We start from the raw sequence: 24,876 nt of genomic DNA, 5'->3' as shown, positions 1-24,876 counted from the left end.
ATTTACTGATCCGTTCTCAAGTATTGATACAGGGTTTCGCGACTGATTCCGAATTCACGAGCAAGCTTGGTCTTTTGCTCGCCAGCCTCGACACGTTGGCGCAGTTCGGCAATACGCTCAGACGACAGGGATTTCTTCCTGCCACGGTAAGCCCCGCGTTGCTTGGCGAGCGCAATACCCTCGCGCTGACGCTCGCGGATCAGGGCGCGCTCGAACTCGGCGAACGCGCCCATCACCGAGAGCATCAGGTTCGCCATCGGAGAGTCTTCGCCAGTAAAACTGAGGTGTTCCTTGACGAATTCGATATGCACGCCGCGTTGTGTCAGCGTTTGCACGATCCGGCGCAAATCATCGAGATTGCGCGCCAGGCGATCCATGCTATGCACCACCACGGTGTCGCCGGTGCGGGCGAAGCTTATCAGCGCTTCCAGTTGCGGACGCTTGACATCCTTGCCGGATGCCTTGTCGCTAAAAGCGCGATCAACCTTGACGCCTTCCAGTTGCCGTTCCGGGTTCTGGTCGAAGGTGCTGACCCTGATATACCCAATGCGCTGTCCAGTCATGGAATTCCCTGCAAAATGTCAGGGAAGACTCTATGACCTTCAACGAGATATGTCAATAAATTCAAAATTCAATCCTATCCTGACGCAATTTACACATGGCATCTGACATCAGGTTAGGGTATGCCTCAATCTGACGGCTGCGAACCGCCAGGGACAGGCGCAATGTCAGATTCTGTCGCGGCCTTGGCGCGTGCCTGGAAGCGTTCATAGCAATCCAGCCCGCAGAAATGTTCGACGTATTCCGCGCCTTCCGGGGTGAAGGCGGCATCGAGCGGAATTTCTTTGCAGCATACGCAGCAGGTGGTGCAACTGGCAGTGTTCGGGGCGTTTGCGTTCATGGTGGTACTCCTCCAGATTGGTAGCGAAGCTCAAAGCTGCCCACTCTCGGCTGGCTGGGAAGCGGTCATGATCTTCCCTTGAAGGCCCGCAGCAGCCGCGTCACAGACAGGACAAACAAGCCGGTCAGCGTGAGGGCTGCAATACCCCAGTGCTCCCCGATGAACGCGCCGGCCGTCGTGCCGGCTAGCACAATGGCGAGAATCGGCAAATGGCAGGGACAGGTGAGCACGGCCAGCGCGCCCCACAAGTAGCCGGTGATCGGTTTGTGCGTCTCAGACGGCAAGTGCTCTGGGCTGTTCATGGCAGACTCTCCGCGTGCTGTGCCGGTTCGGTTGGCATGGCGGCCAGTTGCATTTCGAGGCTGGCCAGGGCCTCGCGCCGACGCTCGACGAGTTGCCGCAACACGGCAAGCTGCGCAGACGCACCGTCACCGTCCGCAGCATCCAGCGCCCGGCACAGCCGCGCCAGTGCGTCCAGGCCGATACCCGCTTCGAAGGCAGCCCGTACAAAGCGCAGCCGTTGCAACGCGGTGTCATCGAACAAGCCGTAGCCGCCCGTGGTGTACGCGACCGGCCGTAGCAATCCGCGCAGCAGGTAGTCGCGCACGATATGCACGCTCACCCCGGCATCAAGGGCCAGCCGGGACACTGTGTAGGCGCTCATTGAACACCTCCTTTTCCTCATCCGGCGCAGCACGAAAGCTGCTTCACGTCCTTGCTGAAGGTCTGCGCCGCGAGCTTCAGCCCTTCGACCATGGTCAGGTAGGGGAACAATTGGTCGGCCAGTTCCTGCACGGTCATACGGTTGCGAATGGCGAGCACCGCCGTCTGGATCAGTTCACCCGCTTCCGGGGCCACCGCTTGCACGCCGATGAGCCGTCCGCTACCTTCCTCGATGACCAGCTTGATGAAGCCGCGTGTGTCGAAGTTGGCAAGCGCACGCGGCACGTTATCCAGTGTTAGCAGGCGACTGTCGGTCTCGATCCCGTCGTGATGTGCTTCCGCCTCGCTGTAGCCCACGGTGGCGACCTGCGGGTCGGTGAACACCACGGCCGGCATTGCGGTCAGGTCCAGGGCCGCATCGCCGCCAGTCATGTTGATCGCCGCACGAGTGCCGGCCGCTGCCGCCACATAGACGAACTGCGGCTGGTCGGTGCAGTCGCCGGCCGCGTAGATGTTCGGGCTACTGGTGCGCATGCCCTTGTCGATGACGATGGCCCCCTGCGCATTGACGGCTACCCCCGCCGCTTCCAATGCCAGGCTGCGCGTGTTCGGTGTCCGGCCGGTGGCGACCAGCAGCTTGTCGGCGCGCAATTCACCGTGCGTGGTGGTCAGCACGAATTCACCGTCCATATGGGCGACCTGGCTGGCTTGCGTGTGCTCCAGCACCTCGATGCCCTCGGCACGGAAAGCGGCTGTCACCGCCTCGCCGATGGCCGGGTCTTCACGGAAGAACAAGGTATTGCGCGCCAGGGCCGTGACCTTGCTGCCCAGCCGGGCAAAGGCTTGCGCCAGCTCCAGCGCCACCACCGACGAGCCGATTACGGCAAGGCGTTCGGGAATGGTGTCGCTCGCCAGGGCCTCGGTGGAAGTCCAGTAGGGTGACTCTTTCAAGCCCGGAATCGGCGGGACCGCCGGGCTGGCACCCGTGGCGACCAGGCAGCGGTCGAACATCACGACGCGCTCGCCACCCTCGTTCAAACTAACGATAAGGCTCTGGTCGTCCTTGAAACGCGCTTCACCGTGCAGAACGGTGATGGCTGAATTGCCGTCCAGGATGCCTTCGTACTTGGCATGACGGAGTTCTTCGACACGGGCCTGCTGCTGGGCCAGCAGCCGCTCGCGCAAGATCGTCGGCGGTGTGGGTGGCATGCCGCCGTCGAATGGGCTTTCCCGGCGCAGATGGGCGATGTGGGCGGCGCGGATCATGATCTTGGACGGCACACAACCGACGTTGACGCAGGTGCCGCCGATGGTGCCGCGCTCAATCAGCGTGACCTGCGCGCCTTGCTCGACGGCCTTCAGTGCTGCCGCCATCGCGGCTCCACCGCTACCAATGACGACGACCTGCAACGGGCGTTCGTTGCCACTGGGCTTATCAGCGGCCCCTATCCAGCCGCGCATCTTGTCGAGCAGGCCGGCGCGGTTGTCCGTCGGTGGCGCATCGGCAAGCGTTGCCTCGTAGCCCAGTCCGGCCACGGCGGTAGTCAGCGCATCCGATGACGTGCCCGCCTCAATGGCGAGTTGCGCTGTGCCCTTCGGATAGGACACCAGCGCCGATTGCACGCCGGGCACTTTCTCCAAGGCTTCCTTGACGTGAGCCGCGCACGAGTCGCAGGTCATCCCGGTGATTTTCAGGGTGGTCATGTATTTTTCCTTTTCTGTGGTGGCTACGGCTGTTGCCGTCAGCCACGTTGTTCTGGCAATTCACAGCTGTCCGGCCCGCAGCGGCGATGTGCTGGCGAGATGAAATCCCAGACCGACACCCCAACCATCAAGGCCAGGCCGACATAGAGCAGTCCACCGCTCTGCCAGCCGTAAGCCCGCATTAAAAACACCGCTGCCAGCACCAAGATCGGGCCTATCGTGCCGAGCGCCGTGCGTCGCCACTGTCGATGATTGAGCCAAGCGATAGCATTGGCGAGTAACGCGATGCCGGCGAACATCGGCAGCAGGATGCCAATGAATAGCCCCTCGTACTGGCTCAAGAAGCCCAGTCCGATGGCCGCGCCAAAGCTGGCGATGGCAGGAAAACAGGCGGCGCAGCCCATCGCGGAAACGACGCTGCCGAGCGCGCCGGTTTTGCCAGCGATGCGCGTGATGAGTCCCATGTGTCGCTCCCGAGTTCGGTTAACGGATCAGCGTTTGAGGCTGGACGGATAGCCCGCGTCCTCGGTCGCCTTGGTCAACTTCTGGACGTTGGTCTTGGCATCGTCGAAGGTGACGACGGCCTGGCGCTTGTCGAAACTTACGTCGGTCTTGCTCACGCCCTCAACCTTGGAAAGCGCGTGCTTGACAGTGATCGGGCAAGAGGCGCAGGTCATGCCAGGCACGGACAGCGTGACGGTCTGGGTGGCGGCCCACACGGGGGCAACAACGGCAGCGAGGGCGAGGGCGGCAAACAGTTTTTTCATGATGAACTCCTGTGATTAATAGAAAAATGGCATGACGTAGGGAAATCCGAGCGAGACCAGGACCAGCGCGGCCACGATCCAGAAAATGAGCTTGTAAGTAGCTCGCACTTGGGGAATCGCGCAGACCTCACCCGGTTTACAGGCTTGCGCCGGGCGGTAGATGCGCCGCCAGGCGAAAAACAGCGCGACCAGCGCTGCGCCGATGAAGAACGGGCGATAGGGTTCCAGCACCGTCAGGTTGCCGATCCATGCCCCGCTGAACCCCAAGGCGATCAAAACCAGCGGCCCCAGGCAGCAGGCCGACGCAAGAATGGCGGCCAGCCCACCGGCGAAGAGCGCGCCGCGCCCGTTTTGTGGTTCAGACTTTTGTGGTTCAGACATACGCTTGTCCTTTCAAATTTGGTTTGGATAGCTTAAGCTTACTTCCGTAGTTATGTACGGAGTCAAGCGATATGCAAATTAATTTTGAGAATCTGACCATTGGCGTTTTTGCCAAGGCGGCCGGGGTCAATGTGGAGACCATCCGGTTCTACCAGCGCAAGGGCCTGCTGCCGGAGCCAGACAAGCCCTATGGCAGCATTCGCCGCTATGGCGAGGCGGATGTAACACGAGTGCGGTTCGTGAAATCGGCCCAGCGGCTGGGCTTTAGCCTGGACGAAATCGCCGAGCTACTGCGGCTGGAGGATGGCACCCATTGCGAGGAAGCCAGCGGCCTGGCCGAGCACAAGCTCAAGGATGTGCGCGAGAAGATGGCCGACTTGGCACGCATGGAGGCCGTGCTGTCTGAACTGGTGTGCGCCTGCCATGCGCGGAAAGGGAACGTTTCCTGCCCGCTGATTGCGTCACTGCAAGACGGAACGAAGCTCGCTGCATCGGCGCGGGGGAGTCACGGGGTGACTACGCCTTAGCGTGCTTTATTTTCCGAATTCTGAGACGACCCCTATCAGTCCATCATGGCGAGCCACCTGCTGGCTATCAGCGATAAAAAATGGCGGTACGCGTTTTACGTCGCCCCGGACGAGGCGAAAAAGCGCGCCCTGAAGATTATTTTCGACAGCATCGCCAGCGTGATCGTGAAAAACCAGCATGTGCAACTGGAGGCAAAACACCGCGACGTCTTCCGCTTTTACACCCTCGATGAACTGAAAAACCTGGAGCTGGACAACTATGCGTAAAACCACCCTTCTGGTGCTGGCCGCCGCCCTCTGCGTGCCCGCGTTCGCCACCGCCGCGCCCGTCCTGACGGCGGGTTTTTCGCCGTCTGACGGGCGCCCTGCTCTTGAAATCGTGCTCGGCGCCATAAACAACGCCAGGCAGAGCATTGACGTCGCGGCCTACAGCTTCACCAGTAAGCCGGTCGCGACGGCGCTCGCCGGTGCTAACCGGCGCGGCGTGGCCGTGCGCGTGGTGGCCGACGAAAAGGCGAACAGCGACCGCTACACCGCCGTGACGTATCTGATAAACCAGGGCGTGCCGGTGCACCTTAACGGCCGTTACGCCATCATGCACAACAAGTTTATGGTGATCGACGGCAAAAACGTCCAGACCGGGTCGTTTAACTACACGGCAAGCGCCGTTTCACGCAACGCGGAAAACGTGCTGCTGATCGAGGATGCGCCGCAGCTGGCGGAGACGTACCAGCGAGAATTTAACCGCCTGTGGGATGAGGGCACCCCGCTGAATGCCCTGTACTGAATCAGCCCCGTCTGCGGACGGGGCTTTTTTTTTTACTCCACTTCCAGCCAGGCTTTGCGCCCTTCAAGATGCAGCGCTTTCAGCATGGCGATCACGTCTTCTGCTGAACGTCCGCCATAGTTGAGACGGGTCTGCTCCCCTTCAAACTCCACCACGATAATGGTGTCCAGCGTCACCGACAGCAGCTCGCGGAGATCACGTAGCGTCTGCCCTGTACTGCGTGAATGCATGCACTGGGTTATCCGGTTGGCCGCCTCCTGGCACAATCCCTCTACGGCCTCGCGATATGCCAGACGCTGATCGAGGTTGCCCTCGATGTCGCTGATCAGTTTAACCACCGCCGTTTTGACGGTTTTGATTTCAGGAAATTTCGTTTTTGGGGAGCCTGACTGCTCCAGCGGGGATACGCTGGTCGCCGGTGCAGCTTTAGGGGCGGTTGTCGGGGTGTGCAGGTTCATCGTCATGGTCGTTTCTCCGTCAGTGTGAATTTCGTCTTCGTATCGCCTGACGGTTCGGCCTGCCCGGAGTCGTTCTGGTCAGCAAGGGCGCGCAGCGTGCCATTTACCCTTGCTGACCAGGTTGTGACGGGGGACGATTACCGGAAGCTGATACGCAGGAGAAAGGCATCACAGGAGAAAATGACGATGTGCACACCCGGACTTACCGCCCCTTTAGCTGCGGCGGCGAAAGCCGTTACGTCATTTTTTACGTAAGACATCGCGCCGTTACGTATCCCAGATACGTAACGGCTGCCGCCTGAAAAAGGGTTCATTTTTTTTGAATCTGTCCTGTTTTTTTTCCCGTGCCGGCATCAGCTGCAGGACGTCCTGCAGCTGATGCCGGCCGCGTTACAGAATTATAAAAAACAGTGACTTATATAATTCCCTCCCTGATTCTCTCTCTTTCAAAAATTCTGAAGCCCTGCACCGCAGGGCTCCAGCTGTCAGCAGTCCATCAGCCAGCGGTGCGCTTTTGAGGCCGCTGCCGCCGCTTTAAAGATGTAGCGCTTGTCTCCCTTCAGGGCTTTCAGCCAGGACGCGATATAGCTTTCATGCTGCACCTCTCCCGTAATTCCCAAATCCGCCATCAGAAACGCGCTGCCCAGCTCGGCGATCAGTTCCTCAAACGCATACGCCTCAGAGCCAAACTTATTGCCTTTTTCACGATTGAGGCGGGACGCTGCCCCCGTCCAGTGAACCAGCTCATGCAGGCCGGTGGCGTAGAAGTTCGCCGCGTCCGCGAAGCGGAACCGCTCTGGCAGGACGATTTCATCGGTGGCCGGACGATAGAACGCCTTTACGCCCTGCTCGGTGATTTTTGCCCCGCTCCGGGTCATGAGTGCTTCCGCCTGCGGCAGCGGATCGAAACCGGCAACCGGCTGCGGCACGCTCTCGATGCTCAGGCCGTCGATTTGCTCCACGTTAAACACGGTAAAGGCTTTCAGCATCGGGATTTTTTCGATTTCCCCGTCCTCGTCCTCTTTCTCCAGAGTCTTGTAAAAGATGGCCGTCGTGCCGTGTTCACCTTTACGAACCTGGCCGCCCAGCTCCTGCGCCTGTTTGTAGGTCAGCCAGCGCTCGTCCTGAAAACCCTGTTTTGCCGCACTACACCACAGCAGCATGATATTAATTCCGCTGTATGCCGTGCCGGTGCTGAAGTTGGCCGGTAATCCCGCCGCTGCGCCGTTGCGAACCCACGGGCACACCCACGGTTTAACGCCGCTTTCCAGGGCTGCAATGATGCTGTCCGTTACGGTCTGGTAAAGGTCTGTTTTGACTGCGCCAGCACGGGCTTTGCTTTTGCCCCTGGAAAATTTCGTTTTTGAGGAGCCTGACTGCTCCAGCGGGGATACGCTGGTCGCCTGTGAAGCTTTAGGGGCGGTTGTCTGAGTGTGCAGGTTCATCGTCATGGCTGTTTCTCCGTCAGTGTGAATTTCGTCTTCGTATCGCCTGACGGTTCGGCCTGCCCGGAGTCGTTCTGGTCTGCAAGGGCGCGCAGCGTGCCATTTACCCTTGCTGACCAGGTTGTGACGGGGGACGATTACCGGAAGCTGATACGCAGGAGAAAGGCATCACAGGAGAAAATGACGATGTGCACACCCGGACTTACCGCCCCTTTAGCTGCACGGGTGAAATCGCCCTTCAGCGTCCGGAGGACAGGTAAAAAAAGCACTGACGACGTCAGTGCTGCCTTTGTGGTGTGCGGTGTTACACTGCCGCAGCCGGTCAGTTCGCCCTTCCTGAATCCGGGGGCGGTTTGTTTTCGGGGACGTTCTGACCGGCACTCCCCCATCACTTGCAGAAATTTCACCGCCCTTTATGTCGCGGTAGGGATACCCGTTACCGGATACCCCCCGCACAGATCCCGGCGTGCGCGATTTACGCACCGGGCTCCTGCCTCGGGTGTCTGGCGGTGAACCGCTCCACAGGCCATGGATGAAGAACCCGAACCCTTGGTAGCCATGCGGCTGCCAGTTTGTTTGCTTTCGTCCAGGTCGTATCATCCTTCTGGCTCCTGCGCCTGAGCGCCCGGCGCCAGAGGTTTGTTACGTGTGTCCTGAACTTCTGCATGGTGGGGAAGTTGCCCGGTACCGAGTGATAGTTCAGGTATCCCTGAACCACTCTCCTGAGCCATTTTCCCTGTTCGGGGATTGAGTAATGCCAGCGCCTTCGCAGACCGTCTTTGATGGCTTTCAGAGTTGCCGTCATCCGATCCCGGCGGGTCTTTCGTATCAGCATGAACCTGCCGTTGCGATCTTTCCCGCTGATGTGCGTGAACCCGAGGAAGTTGAACGTTTCTGGTTTGCCTTTTCCCCTGATGGCACGGTTTTCGGCAGCGAAGCGGCCGAACTCCATCAGACGGGTTTTCTCCGGGTGAACCGTGAGTCCGAACTCCCTCAGTCTGCGCTGCATGGCTATACGGAAGCGCCGGGCATCGTATCGTTTGTCGAACCCGATGACGATGTCATCGGCGTATCTGACCATTACCACATTGCCTGTGGCATAGCGACGTCGCCACTGATGCGCCCACAGATCGAAGACGTAGTGGAGGTATATGTTTGCCAGCAGCGGTGAGATGACCGCACCCTGTGGGGTGCCTTCCTCCGTTGCTCGCCATTGACCCTCCTCCGACGTCCCGGCTGTGAGCCACTTACGTATGAGCCTGATTACCCTCCGGTCGCCGATCCGATGCTCTGTGAACCTGATCAGCCATTCGTGGCTCACCCTGTCAAAGAACTGACTGATGTCGGCATCCAGTACCCAGTTTACGTTAGTGCGTACCAGCCCTGTGGCCAGTGCGTCCAGTGCATCGTGCTGGCTTCGCCCGGGTCTGAACCCGTATGAGAACCCCATAAAGTCGTTTTCATAGACTGCGTTCAGGATTTTCACCAGCGCATACTGGACGATCTTGTCCTCCAGCGAGGCGATGCCGAGCGGGCGTTGTTTTCCATCCGCTTTTGGGATGTAGTGACGCCTGCCGGGCTGCGCCCTGTAGCTGCCCTGATGTAGCCTCCGGTGCAGATCTGTTATGTTGTTCTTCATGTTTCCGGCGTAGTCCATCCACCTGATGCCATCCACTCCGGCGGCCGCTTTCCTGCTCAGGGAGAGGAATGCGGCTTCCAGTGCTTCGACTGTCAGCAGGTGGAACAATGCTGTAAACCGTTCTTTCTTCCGCTGCTTCGCAGCTTCCCGCACGCGTGACAGCCTCTGTGACATGCTTTCCCGGCTCTGTGTCCGGCGCATGTGTGGCTGTTCCGCGTTCCCCTTGGCCCCGCTCCTTCGCTCCACTGACTCCGCTCCTTTCGGGTTGTTCGCCTGCTTCGCCGCTACTATGAGCGAGTCCGACTTCTCCTCTCCGTACATCACCGGCTATGACTCCTCGTCTTCCCGGTGCGGGCCATCTCCGACACTGGCAGATGGTCAGAGGGGAGATCTCCCGGTTCCCGCGTAGAGATCGTATTGACATGCCAGGGTCTCAGACCCCGCCGGGTCCATGTGGCACTCGCAGTATCGCACCCTATGATGTTGCCTTCCGTTAACAGTACAACGTCGGCACCCGGTAATTTAATATACATTTCGTGGCTCAATGGCTGGCCTGTCAACACCCCTGTCAACGCTTCGCCCCATACCTCGCGGTATGCAACGCATGACTCGGGGACCTTGTGGATTGCTGGTCCTTCAATGGTCGGGGACTTTCACCCCTTGATCTCTACCGGTCTCCCGGCGCACACTGTATGTATAACCAGTAAAATTAGAGTGTCAGGAGGAAAGATGAAACTACAACTTTTCAGCACCGGGAAAGAACTCCCGCCACAGGCCCATCCATTGTTTGCCGATCTGGCCAGCTGCGGTTTTCCCAGCCCTGCTGCTGACTATGTCGAGTCCGATCTGGATCTCCATGATTACTGCATACGGCATCCGAGCGCGACGTACTACCTGCGTGCCAGCGGAGACAGCATGGCCGACGGCAGTCTGTACAATGGCGATCTGCTGGTTGTGGACAGTGCTGAAAAGCCGCGGCACGGCGATATCGTTGTCGCCAGCATGCAGGGGGAGTTTACGGTGAAACGGCTTCTGCTGACGCCGCGACTGACGCTGCAGCCCATGAATGCCTCCTGGTCGCCGATTTATCCTGATCCCGACGAGCTGGATATCTTTGGCGTCGTCACGCATATCATCCACCGCCCGAGGGAGATGTACTGATGTTTGCCCTGGCCGATGTGAACAGCTTCTATGCCAGCTGTGAACGTGTTTTCCGCCCGGATTTGAAAGGAAAGCCGATAGTCGTCCTGAGCAACAACGACGGGAATGTAATCGCTCGCAGTGCCGAGGCGAAGCCCTGGATCAAAATGGGAACTCCGTGGTTTCAGATAAAAAACGAAAGATACCCGGAAAAAATATATGCGTTTTCAAGTAATTATGAACTTTACGCCTCGATATCGGCGCGCGTGATGAACTGCCTGGAGGAACTGGCCCCCAGGGTGGAACAGTATTCAATTGATGAGATGTTCCTCGACCTGACCGGCGTGGAGCACTGTATGGGGCTTGAGGACTTCGCCCGGCAGCTGCGTCAGCAGGTGTATGACTGTACCCGCCTGACCATTGGCGTGGGCGCCGGACCAACGAAAACCCTCGCAAAATCAGCCCAGTGGGCCTCAAAAGAGTGGAAACAGTTTCATGGCGTACTCGCTCTGACCAGGGGAAATCCGCAAAGGACGCGGAAACTGCTTTCACTGCAGCCGGTTGAAGAAATCTGGGGGGTGGGTAACCGTATTGCACGCAAGCTAAATGTGCTGGGCATAAAAACCGCGCTCGATCTGGCTCTGACGAACCCGGCCTTCATCCGCAAAAATTTTTCTGTCGTCCTTGAGCGAACGGTACGGGAACTGAACGGGGAAAGCTGCCTTTCGCTTGAGGAAGCCCCTCCGACGAAACAGCAAATTGTCTGCAGCCGCAGTTTTGGCGTGAAGATCACGGAGTACGAGTCACTCCGTCAGGCTATCTGTCAGCACGCAGAGCGGGCCTCTGAAAAACTGCGTAAAGAGCACCAGTATTGCCGGCATATTTCCGTTTTCATCAAAACGTCTCCGTTCGCCATTAAAGAGCCTTACTACGGCAACGTGGCTACGGAAAAACTTCTTACACCCACTCAGGACACCAGGGACATCATTGCAGCCGCTACAACGGCTCTGGAGCGTATCTGGAGGGATGGGCACCGGTATGCCAAAGCCGGAGTTATGCTGAATGACTTCACCGGCTCCGGAGTTTCGCAGCTGCAACTGTTCGACGAACGCCCGCCACGCCCTCACAGTGCTGAGCTGATGAGGGTTCTGGACGGGATCAACAACTCAGGGCTGGGTAAAGTATGGTTTGCGGGGCGGGGTATGGCCCCGGAATGGCAGATGAAACGGGAGATGCTTTCTCCTGCTTATACGACACGATGGTCAGATATTCCTGCAGCGAAACTGGCGTGAAACCATGGCGATTTCACCGTGAAATTCTCAACCTAAACTGCCTAATTACAATAAGTTAGATGTGAAATCGCCATGGCGAAATTATTGACTCAAATTTCTGTCAAGGACTTCGTTGATAGCCTTGTCCAGTTCATCCTGAATCACTTTTGACATACGGCTAAACTCATAAGTCAGCGTGCGCCCTTTCACACGCTTACGCGCGAACTTGTCCTTTTCTTCAAAAGACCAGAGTGGGGAAACCACTGACTTTTCCTTGGGAGATGGATCTATCAATGCCTGAGATGCCTGAGAAATCAGCTTCAGAATACTGGCTTTCTGTTCGTCTTCTGGTCGCTCGCCATCACTCAAAATTGCATCGAGCTGAGCTGATACAGACTGAATGAGTTCTTCAGGCGTTAATCCCTTTTCACCGAGTTTTTCATTAACTTCTAAAAGAAGTTTATAATCACTAAACGATAGCTCCGACTGAACCGGGAACAGAGAAATTAAGTCTTGCGGTACGGCCGCCGCCTGCAGCGCCCTGGTAACTTTAGCCTGAGATAATCCCTCCAGTTCAGCAATTTCCTTTTGATTAAATCCGGACTCTTTAAGAGCGATCAATCTCAGACCAATCTCCCGAAGATTATGTTCTTTAGCTGTCTGGATATCTTTAGCCAGTTGGCGAGCTTCATCAGCTGATAAATGTTCTTCGGTAACCATTACATCAAGGCCTGTACGGACAAAAATTGCTGAGGCTCGCCGTCTTGAACCATCCAGTATCTCAATCCTTTCACTTTGCTTAATACCAATACAGGGAAAGAACTGCTGAAACTTAATCGTCTGGATAATGGATTTCAGAGACTCCCTGGTCAGTGCAAGTTGATCTCTTCCATTGTTTTCCTGGTTTACGAAGGTCTTACTTTCAACTTCAGATGCAGGCACCCGAACAAACCTGAACGTTACCTTCCTGCCGGTTTTTAAGGTAAATACCTGACTTCTACCGGTGTCAGCCATTTCGAGCATTGACGCCTGAGTATTTAACTGTCTGCCGATGGTTTTTCTTTTCTCATTCGACATCACATACCTCCGTTAGTACGAATGAACTCGATGCGATCAAAGACTGCCTTCGCAAAGTCTTCCGCTGCTGATTTTGCGCTTTTTAGTGCCTCTGTACTTCCATCATAGGTTGCTGGATTTGCTGAAATAACTGTGTCAAAAGTCTCCCCACAACGTTCGAAACCATCCAGTCTTGGCAGAACCATGTCTAGCATATCGGCACCGAAAACCTCTTTGGCCTGACTATGGCAAATTTTGTGATCAGACTTGTTCAGGATCTTGGACATGAAGCCGACATTACCGATGAGATTGCAGGTGTGCCCATCCATTTCGATGGAATCTATGAGGGCAGGGAGGCTGGCCACAAACTTCAGGGAAGAATGAAAATCAACCGTCGCCGGTGGAAGAGGGGTCAACATCAGGTCTGCCGCCCCAATGCAGTTTTTCAGGAACGCATCAAGGTGAGGACCACTATCAAGGAAAATAAAGTCGTAGTCATGCTGGAGCTTGTCGATAATGTTCTCTTTAAGCACCGCATGAATATTTTTCCCTGGCAGATGTTCTTCACACAATCCCTTCCAGCCTTCAGCAAGGAATGCATCGTCAATGGAAGCGGGGATTACATCAACACCAGGGATAATAGACGGTACTATAAAATCGGAAAGTAATTCTTCACGAGACACGTTCTGGAGCATGGCCTGAGCAGCCGTATTTTCAACCAAGCCCACTGAATTCTCATGGCTCAGGAACATTGTCAGAGATGCCTGCGGATCGAAATCGATGGCCAGAATACGCAGGTCTTCGAACAGAAGCTGAGGATGAGCTCGAAAAGCATGTGATAATGAAGCGGTAGAAACTGTCTTGGAACCACCACCTTTAAGATTACATACAAAAATCGTAAAGGCTTTATCGAAGCGATCCCTGTACTTCGGTACTTTACGATGGTTATACAGATCGATGACATTCTGAATCGTCATCGCGTATTTCATCGTATTACCAGAAGGTTTCTTTTTAAAAATGTAGCCACCGGCTTCCATTTCGGACACAGCATACTCAACACTGCCTTTACTGAGCTTAGGCAGCTTATACAGAGCGGCTTTGCTGTATTCCTGATAGAACTCGGTAAGCTTCAATTCCTCTTTTTGCTGTCGGATACTTTCGCTCAAAGATGTCAGAAGCTTACCTGCACGTGTAGCGACTTTCCGTAACTGCTCAATATTGTCCATTTATCACCTCATGACGTTTTTTGTCATTTTGAACAAAAAGTGTCATGTTGCAAGAAAAAAATCATATTGTTTTGATTTCGCTCTCAACAGAAGGGGGATGAAGCTCGACGGGCGTGCTACTAAATCACACTGCAGCAACACGCAGACGCACTTTTGACCATCAACAGCAACTCATACAAAAGGGCTTTGAGAAAGGTATTCAACTTGCAAGACAGGAGAGTCATTCAGAAGGATTCTGATTTTAGTTACGACCAGTGCAATGCTGAGCCTTATGTATCAGCGCTCGCCGCAGCCATGTAACCGAGCGTAGCGAGCGAACTGGCGAGGAAGCGAAGAGGAACCGTTCCGGCAGATAGCTCTTACGCTCAGCACAAGAAGAGTTTTCCATCCTCTGTGGGAAACAGGTCAACTTTAATGGACGCTCCGGACTATGGGAAACAGGTCAACTTCGCGGACGGCCCGGACTATGGGAAACAGGTCAACTTCACGGGCGGCCGGGAGTGTGGGGAACAGGTCAACTTCGCGGACGGCCCGGATTATGGGAAACAGGTCAACTTCGCGGGCGGCCGGGACTGTGGGAAACAGGTCAACTTTGCAGACGGCCCGGACTGTGGGAAACAGGTCAACTTCGCGGGCGGCCGGGAGTGTGGGGAACAGGTCAACTTCGCGGACGGCCCGGACTAAGGGAAACAGGTCAGCTTCTCGGACGGCCCGGACTATGGGAAACAGGTCAACTTCTCGGACGGTCGGGAGTGTGGGAAACAGGTCAACTCCGCGTACGGCCCGGACTGTGGGAAACAGGTCAACTTTGCAGACGACCGGGACTGTGGGAAACAGGTCAACTTTGCAGACGACCGGGACTGTGGGAAACAGGTCAACTCCGCAGACGGCCCGGACTGTGGGAAACAGGTCAACTACGCAGACAGCCGCGATTGCGGGAAACAGGTCAAGTTAGGCAAGCACTATGGGAAACACAGCAAGTTCAGTATCCCCCCATATGTCAGCAACAAACTAAGGGGGGAGGAAATAAAAATTACAGACTATTGTTTTTTATCAAGAAAATTAAACAGCAAGCGACCATCTTCTTCAGTGGTATATGTTACCTTTAATGGCGTCTTCTCATTAATTTTCTTCAGAGCAGGTTCCAGGAAGGTACGCTTCATTTCAGCAATATTGTTTTTCTGCGAGGCAGGGAGCATAAACCTTTCACATAACCAGTCATGTGTGGTGATCCAGACACCAGTGCTCCGGAACTGACACAGGCTTTCATAAAGCCGGATGACACGAACACTATTAAGCTGGCCACAGTCATAGAGAGAATAGGTAGTGAACTGGGAGGTTAAGCCGACCAGGAATGGCATGACCTTGTAGTTAAATTCAATCTGCCAGGAACCCCGGCCTCGCTTCATTCCTGCTTCAGCCAGCCACGGACGTTTAACTTCTTCAAACTCACCTTCTTTTGGATAAAAGGTAACCGTTGATTCGCCCAGAGCATTTACCCCAGCCTTCACATCACGACTGGCGACAGACGTAGCGACATTGAAGTATTTGACGTAATCGGAAACGCTGATTTTGAAGAGCGGCAATACGTCAGAGTCATCTTCCTGGCTGTCATTAAAATAGGCCTGCATGAGGCATAACCACAGCACACGTTTTGCCTGAAGAGGCAGGTAATATGCAGCTTCGGTCAATTCGTTAGATTGCTTTATACTGGCGCGTTTTTTAAACGTTTTAGTAGCTGGCAAGAGTGCTTGAGTATCCATTTCAATGCCTATGGGTAAATTTTTACCCACCCATAATGACAGTGAAAACAGAAATTGCAAGCTATCGCGATACTTATCCACCGGAAAAATCTGCACTTTATCCACAAGTGGATAATTGAGAACTGAACTTGACCTCTTTCCCATAGCTTGTTGATGCGTATCCCATAGCTTGTTGACACAAAACCCACTGATACGTGATTAATTTCCCATATTATGTTTACCAGTTGCCCATACAGGCCCCCTCTCAGGCCGCACTGTACGCGGCTTTCAGGCTCCCTAAAAGATGTAAAATAAAGAAAAAGAATAAAAAAGTACTTTATAAAAATATGCCCGTGGATAAGTGGATAACCCCGAGGAGAGGTGATTTTTCAGGCATTGAGCGTAAGCAGAATTTATAAGTTTTGTTCCCTGGTGCTTCCTCGCTCACTCGGGGCTTCGCCCTGTCGCTCGACTGCGGCGAGCACTGCTGGCTCGATCATATCCGTGGCCGGAAGATACTACTCCTCCCCCGAGTCGCTCTCCAGAGCCGGCTACAGCGAGACAACCCGCACGAAGATTTCTATCGTCCCTGCAGACATATTCGAATCGTTTTTATTAACCCTGGCTTCCGTCGTGACAGAACACTACGTCCTGTAAAAGGGGGACTAAGGCCCCTGAATCACACACCTGAAATTAATAATGCGGAGTTTTACGATAATGTCATTGCTGGAAACTTTCCTGACCGCTTCTCAGGGGGCAACAATCCTGTTCCTTGCCATGCTGATCTACTGGCAAAAGCGATAAATCCAAGCGGGCTGGCCTTTGGCCAGCTTCGCTGTATAAGGGGAAAAATGCGGCATATCCAGACATTTCACTAGGCAATTTGAATTCAGATATCTATGCTTGGGATCCGGTCAACAGGAGGTAACAAGATGAAACTTGAAACTATACAGATAGATAATACCGTAAGGAGTGGTCTTAATTCTTTCACTGACGGGGTGATTATTCGTGATACAAAGGTATTGATCACGCTCAATCTCCCGGATGGACAGAAAACCACTATTGAGGGGGAATGGCGGCATATGTCGGACGCCAACAGGTTGTCAGAACGTATTACGATGCTTCAGCATGCGATCTATGAGCAGTATGAGGAATACAGAGCAGATATTCCCGTCAGCTGGTCCAGATAACGTCTGACAGACCTCCCCGGCGAGCAGGACGTTCGCCAGCATCATTCTCCTAAGTACTTAAATATTCCCTTTCAGCATGGCTACCGCATCCGCTTCGGGCATCTGAAACTGAACTCGATGCCGCGCAGCAACATCAAGTGCGAACACCTTCGTATAGACTTCCGTCGAGCTAATCGATTTGTGGCCCATCAGGCTCTGCAAAACCTTCAGTGGTATGCCGGCATACAGCATATGCATCGCGTAGGAGTGGCGGAACGTATGCGGGGTGACCGGCACCGAGAATGTCACCCCGTCGACGGCGGCCGCTTCAACCGCTTCGCCAATCCAGGTCCGTACTGTCCGGTCGGTGATGTCCCAGATGCGGGCTTTCTCTGTTCTGCCGGTACGCTTGTTGCGTCTTTCCAGCGGAATTTTCAGGGTGGCCACCATCATCTGCAGCTGGCTGACGTAGTGGTGATCGGAAAGCGGAACCAGACGATGAGCCTGGCTACCGGCGGGAGCTCGGCCGGCTGTCCTGGCCGCTTTTTCGGTGCGCTGCTTAAGCGTGGCCAGCTGCACGAACGGATACGGTGGCACCAGCGAAAAATCCCCCCGGGTCAGCGCCAGCGCCTCGTTGATACGTGCGCCGGTGTTCCAGAGGGTTGCCAGCAGCATCTTGCGGTGCAAATCGGGCACATAATGGAGCAGGGCGCTGACTTCCGGTGCCAGCAGGTATTTCGGTAGTTCATCTTGAACGAGCGCCATCTGGCGCAGGGCCAGCGCGGCGGGATAGTCAATGGCCACCGGCATTTGCGCCGGCTGCTGCGGGTGAGAATATGATAAGAGGCCGCTCATTGGTTTGACATTCCATCAGGTATCACTAATTGATTCCACTCCCTGTTGCGGGTAGCTTCAGCAGCGCGCAGGGCTCTTTCGCGCCTCCAGACTTTACGAAACACGGAAACTGCAGACCATTCATCATGACCTGTAAGACGTGTTTCGGGCATCCCGGTTGCCTTGCGCAGACGGACGGCAAGAATGACAGCGTTGATGCCCAAGCGCGTGAACTGATACTGCCGTTCCCTGAAATAGTCCTTATGCCAAGGAGGGTCGGAGTATTCGGCGGCATATGCAATTGCCCTGTGGGCCTCATCCTGGAGCACCGGCAGTTCACGGATGCGATACATAAGACGTGGCTCTAAAGTCCGCCAGTCACCGGAGACATCGATCAGATTCAGTTCAGGGTAATTCGTGACAGCTTTTCTCTCAGGCTGGGGGGCATCATCATCCTGGCCGTCATCCGTCACAACCCGGAAACAACCCTCAGCATACCGTTCAAGCATGAATACCAACTCGGTGGCAATGTAATGCAGTTCCTTTTTCATTTTATCTTCTGACGCCTGTCTCTCACGCTTAAGCGTGAAATAATGTGTCAGCCAGATGCCAGTGAGTGTTATACCCCCAGTAAGCAGGCCAGTGATAAGCCCGGTTGCCACGTTTCCCCAGATCCCCGCCCCTTGATTAATCAGCTGTACGGAAACCGGATGGGATGTCGCAGCAACTATACTCTCAGTTGCGGCCTGTATATCAGTCATTGATCATTTACCCCTTTATATTCCTGAGAAATCCCGCCCTCTGTCCGTAGTCAGCGGCCGGCAGCCAGCTCTTCAGCCAGTTTCACAAACCTTTTGTGCTCAGTCTGCAGGTAATGGCTGTAAATCCGGGCATCACGTTCTGTCAGTCCGGATGGATTGCCGGTGAAGTAACGTTGCAGCACCGCAATACAGTGATTGTAGGTATCGAGATCATATTCCCAGTTTCCCAGCTCACCGGCCGCATCCAGTTCCTGGCGAAACTGCTCGTATTTACGGAGCAGAATGCCAAGACCTAATTCTGTTGCAGCATAAAGATTATTTTCTCCTGGCGCGGAAATCGCATTACGGATTTTTTCAAAAGCATAACTGAAATCATTTCTCTCATTGAATGCAGTAAACATGTCCTTTCCTCAGTTGAATAGTTAGCCGTGCAATTTTACCACACCTCAATCATCGTCAGATGAGTGCCACTCTGTCGCGACAGTGACTTTCACGAGAGTGATTTTCACATACTAAAATAATAAGCAGCCATATAACAACGTAATTAAATTACCTGACGGCCGCTCTGGCCGGATCCGACTTTTATGTTATTCCACAGTTTCCGGAAGTGTACCACGCACACGGAATAACCACAGCGCCCTTTCAGGGTGGTGAGCGGCCGGTCACGGGGGAGGGGAGGGACACAACATATAGGGTCACTGACAGCTGGAAACACCTCTACATCTTGTGTTGCCTGGCCGCTGCGCGCCGGCGGGGCTGAAGCAGATCCGGAACTTGGAGTTTTCGGATCTCAAGAAAAGAAAGGAGTGAGGGATAAAAACTGACATTATTAAAAATATAAAAGCAATGCTTAAAAAGCATAAAAGCACTTTTTGTAATTACTGCTAGTACTACAAGAAGAATCTTTAGTTTGAGGCGGCGTTTATGAAGGTGACCGAGCCGGACGCGATTCCAGCATTAGCTGATCTGCTCACACTGAACGGGGAGACAGGCTGCCGTTCTGCTCAGAGAAGCGGCAGCCGTGGCTAAAGCATTAGGTCTTCAAAATTCAGCGTATGGCTGTGCGGCTTTTTGCGGAAAGACAGCTCGTTTATACGAAGCTTAAGTGGCATAGGGCAGATCACGCCACTGAATATGCAGGTGCCGGTTGCAAGCGTTGGAATAGATTCTTCAGTCATGCGGTCTATGTAGGAAACGGATTTTTCAATAGCATACAGATCGTTCTGATTTATCAACCGGTGAATGAAATAGTTATGTGCCTGAGAAATGATAGTCGGGGAGATATCATTTGGTCGCTGACTGGATATCGTCACAAAGACGCCAAATTTTCTGCCCTCCTTAATTATCTCTTCAAACGTTTCGAGCCGATAATCCTTCCAGCTTTCTGATTCCCTGAACGAGGTGTTCGAAAGGATATTGTGTGCTTCGTCTATGATGAGATGGAGAGTGGACGGTACCTTATCCATTTTTTTTGCTGAATAGGCCCATTTGGCCATTAAAAGTGGTAGCGTTTTTTTCATGGTCAGATTGACCATATTAAGGTTCAGGACAACAAAGTTCGTTTCTGCCCAGATGGTTCCGCCGGATGCAGTATTGAAAATTTTACGAATATCTTTTTTCAGTCCGCTCATTCGGTTGATGACAGGAGAAAGATGTTCAGGATTTGAGCGACTTGAAAGATATTCAATAATTAGCTGAACATACATATAGTCCAGCAACTCTTCCATTATATCTTCGGGAAATTCATAATTCTGAGCCCTCTGGTACATATTGCACTGATGAGTATTTTCTTCATTAGAAAAGTAAACACCTGTCTTAGTTCGCCATACGCCGCCGTTGTTATAAAAAAATTCAATATCTGCTATCAGGTCTTCGTCCTTAAGTACGGGACGGAATAAATCAATCAGGTCGTCACTTTTTTTCTTTTCGCAACCAAACAGAGTTTCGGTGACCCGCCGTTTCAGAATTTCACGAAAATATGACTGAGGGTTCAGCTTCGACTCCACTCGCTTTTTGAATTCAAGTACTCGCTTCAGGAAAGGTTTCTGCGTTTTGTCGGTGGCATCCGTCAGGACAGAGAGAATCTCATGCTCAAGCAGTATCTCAGCAGGCATCGGAATGCGATCACCCTCTTCATCATGCGTGCTAAGATTGTAAACAACCTTGTCGCGCGTAATGCAACTTCTCCCACCATATTCACCATTGAAATCAAATAAAAGAAACCGTGACCGACTTCTGAATCCTTCGCCTAGTAGGTTTTTCAGGGCCTCATAGCCATGCTGGTAAAGCGCGGCCAGAGTATTGGACTTGCCGCTGCCAGTATTACCGAAGATGGCGATGTGTGAGTTGAGAAGGCCGCTTATCGGGAGAGTGATATCAATATCTTCGAGATCGGTGCGCGAAAAATTCAGCCCAGACTCGCCCGCTGGCGCGATCGAGTGGATAAGATGAAGTTGTTCCTCAGACATCAGAAAAACTTCATTGCCGATAAGGGGTAACTCGCGTGTTCCGCCAGTAAAGCGCCCGTTCCGGTCAATGTAGCCTGCCAGTGAGGCTGTAAGATAGCGTCGGAAGCGAAGCGAATCGCTTCCGCTACCAACAGGTGATTTTTCCTCGACAATCTTCTCGGTTTCTACCTTTGCAATCAGACTCATGAAGCCTTTTTTGACTTCGATGAAACTACCTACTGAAACATTTTTGAGCACCTTACCGTGATAGAAAAGGTCACTCAGATTTTTATTTTTATCGACAAGCACGCTGAGTGTTCTGCCCGATACTTCACGAACCTCACCGATCCTTAATACTGCTTCTTCGTTAACAAAAGCGGAGGTCATTTCATACCTCCAAGAAAGCTGGTTATAATTTCATTCATCTTTTTGAAGTCCAACGGAGCTCCAGGAGTAAAAACCACATCAACGTTGGAATAATCTCGGAATTTACCAAGAAATAGGTCTTTAGCCGCCTCGTTGTAAGCGAATATAACAATTTTGAGCGTGGCGTTTCGTAGCGCTTTTTTGGTAAGGGTTTCAATATGCTCATCCGCAAAAGAAAATCCGAAAACTATAAGCAAAGAGCCTTCTTTATCCAGCTCATTTGAATAAGTCCGTAGTAGATCGTAATACACGTTTTCAAGTAAGGTTTCACGAAATTTATCCTTTCGCGGCAGAACCAGTTGATGTGACATAACCCAGTCCTGCTTCTCCTTTGGTGTATTGAACGCAACTGGCTTCATATCCTTAATGGAATAATAGATTTCCTTATCATAGCTATGCCAGGAAAGGGAACCATGCAGCTTGATGAGATTCACCGTAGGTAGTTCCACGCTGTAATTATAAAGGTTTCCGGTTGCGTGTATGGTCTGATAAAAACATTTGGCATCGAATACTGTCCGGTTGTAAATATCAGCGCGCTGACGGAATCCATCATTCAGAATGACGTTGTTATTTTTAACCGCCGCATCCTCAATGAACAAATCATAGTTAGTCGTAAAAAGGTTGATGCGCCGCGGTAGCAATCCAGTCCGCCGCCTCGTTAGAAGCATTTCTAATGCCCGCATGAGCTTCGCGTAGTTGTTTTGTGTCGATACGACATCATCTATTAAAGTAGGAAGGATTACCTCTGCGGGCCTGCTTCGCTTCAGGAGGACGTTGTTTGCCTTCCATACATTGTCCAGAAAAGACTCAGATTTACTGAAGTATTCATCATCATTTCCGGCGCGGACCAGAGCCTCAAGCTCGCTTTCAATATCACCTAACACGCTGATTGCAGGCAGTGATGCTCCTGAGCCAATGATGAAATTGATGTTTGCTGACTGAAATATGCGTTCAAAGTATTCACGATCTCTGTCCTGCCCGTAGTAAGCCCGATAAGTCGCCACGCTGTGCCTTTCCTTAAATATCGTAGATAAGATTTATCTTACATGTTTCAACAAGTGATGCATCCTGTTTAAATTTCATTCTCTGACTCATATACGAACGTAGCTAAACGAATCAGGTAGGCAGTTTCGGTGATGCTGCCAACTTACTGATTAAGCGTATGATGGTGTTTTTGAGGTGCTCCAGTGGCTTCTGTTTTTATCAGCTGTCCCTCCTGTTCAGCTACTGACGAGGTGGTGCGAACGGCAAAAGCACTGCCGAACATCAGCGCTATTTCTGCTCTCACTGCCGTAAAACATGGCAGCTACAGTTTACTTACACCGCCTCTCAACCCGGTACGCACCAGAAAATCATTGATATGGCCATGAATGGCGTTGGATGCCGGGCAACCGCCCGCATTATGGGCGTTGGCTTCAACACGATTTTACGGCACTTAAAAAACTCAGGCCGTAGTCGGTATTCTCGCGCATACAGCCGGGCAGTGACGTCATCGTCTGCGCGGAAATGGACGAACAGTGGGGCTACGTCGGGGCTAAATCGCGGCAGCGCTGGCTGTTTTACGCGTATGACAGGCTCCGGAAGACGGTTGTTGTGCACGTATTTGGTGAACGCACTATAGCGACGCTGGAGCGTCTTATGAGCCTGCTGTCACCCTTTGGGTGATATGGATGACGGATGGCTGGCCACTGTATGAATCCCGCCTGAAGGGAAAACTGCACGTTATCAGCAAGCGATATACGCAGCGAAATGAGCGGCATAACCTGAATCTGAGGCAGCATCTGGCAAGGCTGGGACGGAAGTCGCTGTCGTTCTCAAAATCGGTGGAGTTGCATGACAAAGTCATCGGGCATTATCTGAACATAAAACACTATCAATAATTTGGAGTCATTACCTACGATGAGATGTGCCTGCGGGGTAAACCTAAAATGGTGGCCATTGGCGCGCTGATGCGGAAACTGGTGCACTGGTGTTATGGCGTCCTGAAGACCGGAACCGTTTTTAATGACGAAGGTCTGAAACAAGTACTGTCAACCTGACTATACCTGGCTGGCATTAAACTCAATGTAACGCTCACAGCAGTAAGTGAGCGCAGTCCGCTATGAGCGATCTACGGACATTGCTAGCAGCATTAGGTGTGAGTCAACAGGGAGCTTGTCAGCTCACGCTACCGGAGGATATGATAAATGGGGAATTGAGAAATTTAAATTTCAATATAAACAAACAATTATCTTCTTAGCGTACGTTTCCGTTCCATTACCCTCAAACCCAAATAAGATAATTCTGCCAGAAGCAAAACAATCAGGATGTGAGATAGAAAATGTATAAGATTGATCGGCAAAACAATAGCCTCAAGTCGCTCATGGAAGTCTCTTTTAGCAGTCTTGGTTTTCGCGAACGCGATCATTTGCAAGAGTGGCTGGCAAACAATCCTCAAGCGTTGACTAAGAAAGATGATAAAGAGGACGAACTTTTAATTATTCAGAAAGAGTTTGCTGGTTTTGATGAGACTAACGAACGTCTCGATCTGCTGGCTATCGACAAAAAAGGCAACTTGGTCATTATCGAGAATAAACTTGATGATTCAGGGCGTGACGTGGTCTGGCAGGCGCTGAAGTATGCGGGTTACTGCGCCAACCTTCGTCAGGAAAGCGTTGTCGAAATTTTTCAGCTTTATATTACACAACATGAACCCTCGGAAATCCGCCCTGCGGCAGAAGTTATTGCAGAATTTATGGGCTGGGAAAGTTTGAAAGAAGGTGTGCTCAATCGAAAAGGGACACAGCGCGTTATCATGGTAGCGGCGAATTTCCGCAAAGAAGTTACCAATACTGCACTATGGCTAATGCAGTTTGGCATCCGAGTGCAATGCTTCAAAGCGACGCCGTACCTCTTTGCCGAGGATGTTTTTGTCGATATACGGCAGGTCATTCCGACTCCTGAAGCGGAATCCTACATGATTGGAATGGCGCAGAAAGAGGCAGAAGAGCAGTCCACCTCAAGCAGTAGCGAACTGCAACAACGACATTATTTACGCCGTGAGTTCTGGTCGTTAGCACTGGAAAAATTCCGTACCAGCACATGTTCATTATTTAACAACCGAGCACCTACGACAGACCATTGGCTGGCAGCGGGTTCGGGGGTTAGTGGCGTGCCTTTTGAAGTGATCTTCTCGCAAAAAGATGCTCGCATTCAGCTCAATATTTCACGTTCAGATGCGGTAGAAAATACATGGCTGTTTGAGCGTCTGTCAGAGCGCAAAACGCATATTGAGTCGCAGTTTGGTGGGATGCTCAATTGGCGACTACTGCCTGAGAGAAAAAGCTGCCAGGTTGTTTGTGCAAAAGCATTTGACGGCGGAAACAAAGAACTTTGGCCTGACATCATTAGCTGGATGATTGATGGTATGACCCGTCTGGAAAAAGCAATTCGCCCGAGCTTACAGGAGCTGGCGGTTGAGCTGAAAAAGTCAGGTCTGATCACCGAAGGTGGGGACGAGTAGTATTAAGTAGAGTGACCCTGACCCGTGATC

27 protein-coding genes and 4 pseudogenes are annotated in these 24,876 nt (G+C 52.9%); 11 read left to right on the top strand and 20 right to left on the bottom strand.

Features of this window, described 5'->3' with window-relative positions; all coding sequences use genetic code 11:
* Positions 1–2 precede the first annotated feature (2 nt).
* From ES815_RS00940 to merT, 8 genes are all read right to left on the bottom strand, one after another.
* Positions 3–563 carry a recombinase family protein gene (locus ES815_RS00940; RefSeq protein WP_000147567.1) on the bottom strand — a complete coding sequence of 187 codons (561 nt, stop codon included), beginning with the start codon at positions 561–563 and terminating at the stop codon, positions 3–5.
* Between the two features lie 125 nt (positions 564–688).
* Positions 689–901 carry a DUF3330 domain-containing protein gene (locus tag ES815_RS00935; RefSeq protein ID WP_000993245.1) on the bottom strand — a complete coding sequence of 71 codons (213 nt, stop codon included), beginning with the start codon at positions 899–901 and terminating at the stop codon, positions 689–691.
* A 65-nt stretch (positions 902–966) separates the two neighbouring features.
* Positions 967–1,203: a broad-spectrum mercury transporter MerE gene (gene merE / locus ES815_RS00925; protein WP_001087807.1), complete on the bottom strand. Its 237-nt coding sequence runs from the start codon at positions 1,201–1,203 to the stop codon at positions 967–969.
* Complete coding sequence (gene merD, locus ES815_RS00920; RefSeq protein ID WP_001277466.1) at positions 1,200–1,565, bottom strand: mercury resistance co-regulator MerD; 366 nt, start codon at positions 1,563–1,565, stop codon at positions 1,200–1,202. The genes merE and merD overlap by 4 nt, the downstream gene beginning before the upstream one ends.
* Positions 1,566–1,582: 17 nt before the next feature.
* Entirely contained in the window at positions 1,583–3,268 is a 1,686-nt protein-coding gene (gene merA / locus ES815_RS00915; RefSeq protein ID WP_000209296.1) for a mercury(II) reductase, read from the bottom strand.
* A gap of 38 nt (positions 3,269–3,306) precedes the next feature.
* A complete protein-coding gene (gene merC / locus ES815_RS00910; protein WP_000522996.1) occupies positions 3,307–3,732 on the bottom strand; it encodes an organomercurial transporter MerC in 426 nt (141 codons plus the stop codon).
* A 27-nt stretch (positions 3,733–3,759) separates the two neighbouring features.
* Positions 3,760–4,035, bottom strand: coding sequence for a mercury resistance system periplasmic binding protein MerP (gene merP / locus ES815_RS00905; RefSeq protein WP_000732275.1), 276 nt, complete (start codon positions 4,033–4,035; stop codon positions 3,760–3,762).
* A gap of 15 nt (positions 4,036–4,050) precedes the next feature.
* On the bottom strand, positions 4,051–4,416 hold the full coding sequence (gene merT, locus ES815_RS00900) for a mercuric ion transporter MerT (protein ID WP_004200999.1): 366 nt from the start codon (positions 4,414–4,416) through the stop codon (positions 4,051–4,053).
* A gap of 71 nt (positions 4,417–4,487) precedes the next feature.
* On the opposite strand from merT, the gene merR reads away from it, so the two are divergent.
* The 3 genes and pseudogenes from merR (at position 4,488) to ES815_RS00885 (ending at position 5,730) form a co-directional block, all read left to right on the top strand.
* Positions 4,488–4,943 (top strand): Hg(II)-responsive transcriptional regulator, encoded by a 456-nt coding sequence (merR, locus tag ES815_RS00895; RefSeq protein ID WP_001166628.1) that lies wholly within the window; start codon positions 4,488–4,490, stop codon positions 4,941–4,943.
* A 33-nt stretch (positions 4,944–4,976) separates the two neighbouring features.
* Positions 4,977–5,210: pseudogene (locus tag ES815_RS00890) on the top strand (molybdopterin-guanine dinucleotide biosynthesis protein MobC); the annotation flags it as partial.
* Positions 5,203–5,730, top strand: a complete 528-nt coding sequence (locus tag ES815_RS00885; RefSeq protein WP_001776119.1) for a phospholipase D family protein — start codon at positions 5,203–5,205, stop codon at positions 5,728–5,730. The pseudogene ES815_RS00890 and the gene ES815_RS00885, both read left to right, overlap by 8 nt.
* A 32-nt stretch (positions 5,731–5,762) precedes the next feature.
* On the opposite strand, the gene ES815_RS00880 is transcribed toward ES815_RS00885, so the two are convergent.
* The 3 genes from ES815_RS00880 to ltrA all read right to left on the bottom strand — a co-directional run bounded on the left by ES815_RS00880 (position 5,763) and on the right by ltrA (position 9,596).
* Entirely contained in the window at positions 5,763–6,194 is a 432-nt protein-coding gene (locus ES815_RS00880; RefSeq protein ID WP_001776120.1) for a hypothetical protein, read from the bottom strand.
* Between the two features lie 479 nt (positions 6,195–6,673).
* Entirely contained in the window at positions 6,674–7,639 is a 966-nt protein-coding gene (locus ES815_RS00875) for an ArdC family protein (RefSeq protein WP_001776122.1), read from the bottom strand.
* Between the two features lie 469 nt (positions 7,640–8,108).
* Positions 8,109–9,596 carry a group II intron reverse transcriptase/maturase gene (gene ltrA, locus ES815_RS00865; RefSeq protein ID WP_004178082.1) on the bottom strand — a complete coding sequence of 496 codons (1,488 nt, stop codon included), beginning with the start codon at positions 9,594–9,596 and terminating at the stop codon, positions 8,109–8,111.
* 405 nt (positions 9,597–10,001) lie between these two features.
* On the opposite strand from ltrA, the gene umuD reads away from it, so the two are divergent.
* Both umuD and ES815_RS00850 read left to right on the top strand, forming a co-directional pair.
* Positions 10,002–10,433 carry a translesion error-prone DNA polymerase V autoproteolytic subunit gene (gene umuD / locus ES815_RS00855; protein WP_000776034.1) on the top strand — a complete coding sequence of 144 codons (432 nt, stop codon included), beginning with the start codon at positions 10,002–10,004 and terminating at the stop codon, positions 10,431–10,433.
* Complete coding sequence (locus tag ES815_RS00850; protein ID WP_004118291.1) at positions 10,433–11,704, top strand: Y-family DNA polymerase; 1,272 nt, start codon at positions 10,433–10,435, stop codon at positions 11,702–11,704. The genes umuD and ES815_RS00850 overlap by 1 nt, the downstream gene beginning before the upstream one ends.
* An 81-nt stretch (positions 11,705–11,785) precedes the next feature.
* On the opposite strand, the gene ES815_RS00845 is transcribed toward ES815_RS00850, so the two are convergent.
* Entirely contained in the window at positions 11,786–12,760 is a 975-nt protein-coding gene (locus tag ES815_RS00845; RefSeq protein WP_000064120.1) for a ParB family protein, read from the bottom strand.
* Positions 12,760–13,965, bottom strand: coding sequence for an AAA family ATPase (locus ES815_RS00840; protein ID WP_000368714.1), 1,206 nt, complete (start codon positions 13,963–13,965; stop codon positions 12,760–12,762). Before ES815_RS00840 ends, ES815_RS00845 begins: the two co-directional genes overlap by 1 nt.
* 414 nt (positions 13,966–14,379) lie before the next feature.
* Between ES815_RS00840 and ES815_RS00835 the strand changes: the two genes are divergently transcribed.
* Positions 14,380–14,649, top strand: coding sequence for a hypothetical protein (locus ES815_RS00835; protein WP_000339857.1), 270 nt, complete (start codon positions 14,380–14,382; stop codon positions 14,647–14,649).
* Between the two features lie 356 nt (positions 14,650–15,005).
* On the opposite strand, the gene ES815_RS00830 is transcribed toward ES815_RS00835, so the two are convergent.
* Positions 15,006–15,872: a replication initiation protein gene (locus ES815_RS00830; RefSeq protein WP_004118283.1), complete on the bottom strand. Its 867-nt coding sequence runs from the start codon at positions 15,870–15,872 to the stop codon at positions 15,006–15,008.
* A gap of 534 nt (positions 15,873–16,406) precedes the next feature.
* Between ES815_RS00830 and ES815_RS23710 the strand changes: the two genes are divergently transcribed.
* Together ES815_RS23710 and ES815_RS00825 are read left to right on the top strand one after the other, a co-directional pair.
* A complete protein-coding gene (locus ES815_RS23710; protein WP_032409716.1) occupies positions 16,407–16,511 on the top strand; it encodes a hypothetical protein in 105 nt (34 codons plus the stop codon).
* Positions 16,512–16,639: 128 nt separating this feature from the next.
* Entirely contained in the window at positions 16,640–16,897 is a 258-nt protein-coding gene (locus tag ES815_RS00825) for a hypothetical protein (RefSeq protein ID WP_000764642.1), read from the top strand.
* Between the two features lie 57 nt (positions 16,898–16,954).
* On the opposite strand, the gene ES815_RS00820 is transcribed toward ES815_RS00825, so the two are convergent.
* The 6 genes and pseudogenes from ES815_RS00820 to ES815_RS00795 form a co-directional block, all read right to left on the bottom strand.
* Positions 16,955–17,731, bottom strand: coding sequence for a site-specific integrase (locus ES815_RS00820; protein WP_000015958.1), 777 nt, complete (start codon positions 17,729–17,731; stop codon positions 16,955–16,957).
* Positions 17,728–18,471: a hypothetical protein gene (locus tag ES815_RS00815; protein WP_000129823.1), complete on the bottom strand. Its 744-nt coding sequence runs from the start codon at positions 18,469–18,471 to the stop codon at positions 17,728–17,730. Before ES815_RS00815 ends, ES815_RS00820 begins: the two co-directional genes overlap by 4 nt.
* A 50-nt stretch (positions 18,472–18,521) precedes the next feature.
* Positions 18,522–18,872, bottom strand: a complete 351-nt coding sequence (locus tag ES815_RS00810) for a hypothetical protein (protein ID WP_000493378.1) — start codon at positions 18,870–18,872, stop codon at positions 18,522–18,524.
* A gap of 143 nt (positions 18,873–19,015) precedes the next feature.
* A pseudogene (locus tag ES815_RS24050) lies at positions 19,016–19,261 on the bottom strand (hypothetical protein); the annotation flags it as partial.
* Between the two features lie 235 nt (positions 19,262–19,496).
* A complete protein-coding gene (locus ES815_RS00800; protein WP_032413492.1) occupies positions 19,497–21,305 on the bottom strand; it encodes an ATP-binding protein in 1,809 nt (602 codons plus the stop codon).
* Positions 21,302–22,348: an SIR2 family protein gene (locus tag ES815_RS00795; protein ID WP_032621004.1), complete on the bottom strand. Its 1,047-nt coding sequence runs from the start codon at positions 22,346–22,348 to the stop codon at positions 21,302–21,304. Before ES815_RS00795 ends, ES815_RS00800 begins: the two co-directional genes overlap by 4 nt.
* Before the next feature lie 183 nt (positions 22,349–22,531).
* Between ES815_RS00795 and ES815_RS00790 the strand changes: the two are divergent.
* From ES815_RS00790 to ES815_RS00780, 3 genes and pseudogenes are all read left to right on the top strand, one after another.
* A pseudogene (locus tag ES815_RS00790) lies at positions 22,532–23,224 on the top strand (IS1 family transposase).
* Positions 23,225–23,239: 15 nt separating this feature from the next.
* Positions 23,240–23,383: pseudogene (locus ES815_RS00785) on the top strand (IS110 family transposase); the annotation flags it as partial.
* 281 nt (positions 23,384–23,664) lie between these two features.
* Positions 23,665–24,846: a DUF4268 domain-containing protein gene (locus ES815_RS00780; RefSeq protein ID WP_094686392.1), complete on the top strand. Its 1,182-nt coding sequence runs from the start codon at positions 23,665–23,667 to the stop codon at positions 24,844–24,846.
* Positions 24,847–24,876: the final 30 nt, after the last annotated feature.

The organism is Leclercia adecarboxylata, assembly GCF_006874705.1.
In the GTDB taxonomy this organism is placed as follows: domain Bacteria; phylum Pseudomonadota; class Gammaproteobacteria; order Enterobacterales; family Enterobacteriaceae; genus Enterobacter; species Enterobacter adecarboxylatus_C.
This window is presented reverse-complemented; position numbering and strand designations above follow the sequence as displayed.

Coding starts and splice junctions, on each gene's coding strand:
- ES815_RS00940 (WP_000147567.1), bottom strand. CDS start 563: ATGACTGGACAGCGCATTGGGTATATCAGGGTCAGCACCTTCGACCAG.
- ES815_RS00935 (WP_000993245.1), bottom strand. CDS start 901: ATGAACGCAAACGCCCCGAACACTGCCAGTTGCACCACCTGCTGCGTA.
- merE (WP_001087807.1), bottom strand. CDS start 1,203: ATGAACAGCCCAGAGCACTTGCCGTCTGAGACGCACAAACCGATCACC.
- merD (WP_001277466.1), bottom strand. CDS start 1,565: ATGAGCGCCTACACAGTGTCCCGGCTGGCCCTTGATGCCGGGGTGAGC.
- merA (WP_000209296.1), bottom strand. CDS start 3,268: ATGACCACCCTGAAAATCACCGGGATGACCTGCGACTCGTGCGCGGCT.
- merC (WP_000522996.1), bottom strand. CDS start 3,732: ATGGGACTCATCACGCGCATCGCTGGCAAAACCGGCGCGCTCGGCAGC.
- merP (WP_000732275.1), bottom strand. CDS start 4,035: ATGAAAAAACTGTTTGCCGCCCTCGCCCTCGCTGCCGTTGTTGCCCCC.
- merT (WP_004200999.1), bottom strand. CDS start 4,416: ATGTCTGAACCACAAAAGTCTGAACCACAAAACGGGCGCGGCGCGCTC.
- merR (WP_001166628.1), top strand. CDS start 4,488: ATGCAAATTAATTTTGAGAATCTGACCATTGGCGTTTTTGCCAAGGCG.
- ES815_RS00885 (WP_001776119.1), top strand. CDS start 5,203: ATGCGTAAAACCACCCTTCTGGTGCTGGCCGCCGCCCTCTGCGTGCCC.
- ES815_RS00880 (WP_001776120.1), bottom strand. CDS start 6,194: ATGACGATGAACCTGCACACCCCGACAACCGCCCCTAAAGCTGCACCG.
- ES815_RS00875 (WP_001776122.1), bottom strand. CDS start 7,639: ATGACGATGAACCTGCACACTCAGACAACCGCCCCTAAAGCTTCACAG.
- umuD (WP_000776034.1), top strand. CDS start 10,002: ATGAAACTACAACTTTTCAGCACCGGGAAAGAACTCCCGCCACAGGCC.
- ES815_RS00850 (WP_004118291.1), top strand. CDS start 10,433: ATGTTTGCCCTGGCCGATGTGAACAGCTTCTATGCCAGCTGTGAACGT.
- ES815_RS00845 (WP_000064120.1), bottom strand. CDS start 12,760: ATGTCGAATGAGAAAAGAAAAACCATCGGCAGACAGTTAAATACTCAG.
- ES815_RS00840 (WP_000368714.1), bottom strand. CDS start 13,965: ATGGACAATATTGAGCAGTTACGGAAAGTCGCTACACGTGCAGGTAAG.
- ES815_RS00835 (WP_000339857.1), top strand. CDS start 14,380: ATGGACGCTCCGGACTATGGGAAACAGGTCAACTTCGCGGACGGCCCG.
- ES815_RS00830 (WP_004118283.1), bottom strand. CDS start 15,872: ATGGGAAAGAGGTCAAGTTCAGTTCTCAATTATCCACTTGTGGATAAA.
- ES815_RS23710 (WP_032409716.1), top strand. CDS start 16,407: ATGCGGAGTTTTACGATAATGTCATTGCTGGAAACTTTCCTGACCGCT.
- ES815_RS00825 (WP_000764642.1), top strand. CDS start 16,640: ATGAAACTTGAAACTATACAGATAGATAATACCGTAAGGAGTGGTCTT.
- ES815_RS00820 (WP_000015958.1), bottom strand. CDS start 17,731: ATGAGCGGCCTCTTATCATATTCTCACCCGCAGCAGCCGGCGCAAATG.
- ES815_RS00815 (WP_000129823.1), bottom strand. CDS start 18,471: ATGACTGATATACAGGCCGCAACTGAGAGTATAGTTGCTGCGACATCC.
- ES815_RS00810 (WP_000493378.1), bottom strand. CDS start 18,872: ATGTTTACTGCATTCAATGAGAGAAATGATTTCAGTTATGCTTTTGAA.
- ES815_RS00800 (WP_032413492.1), bottom strand. CDS start 21,305: ATGACCTCCGCTTTTGTTAACGAAGAAGCAGTATTAAGGATCGGTGAG.
- ES815_RS00780 (WP_094686392.1), top strand. CDS start 23,665: ATGTATAAGATTGATCGGCAAAACAATAGCCTCAAGTCGCTCATGGAA.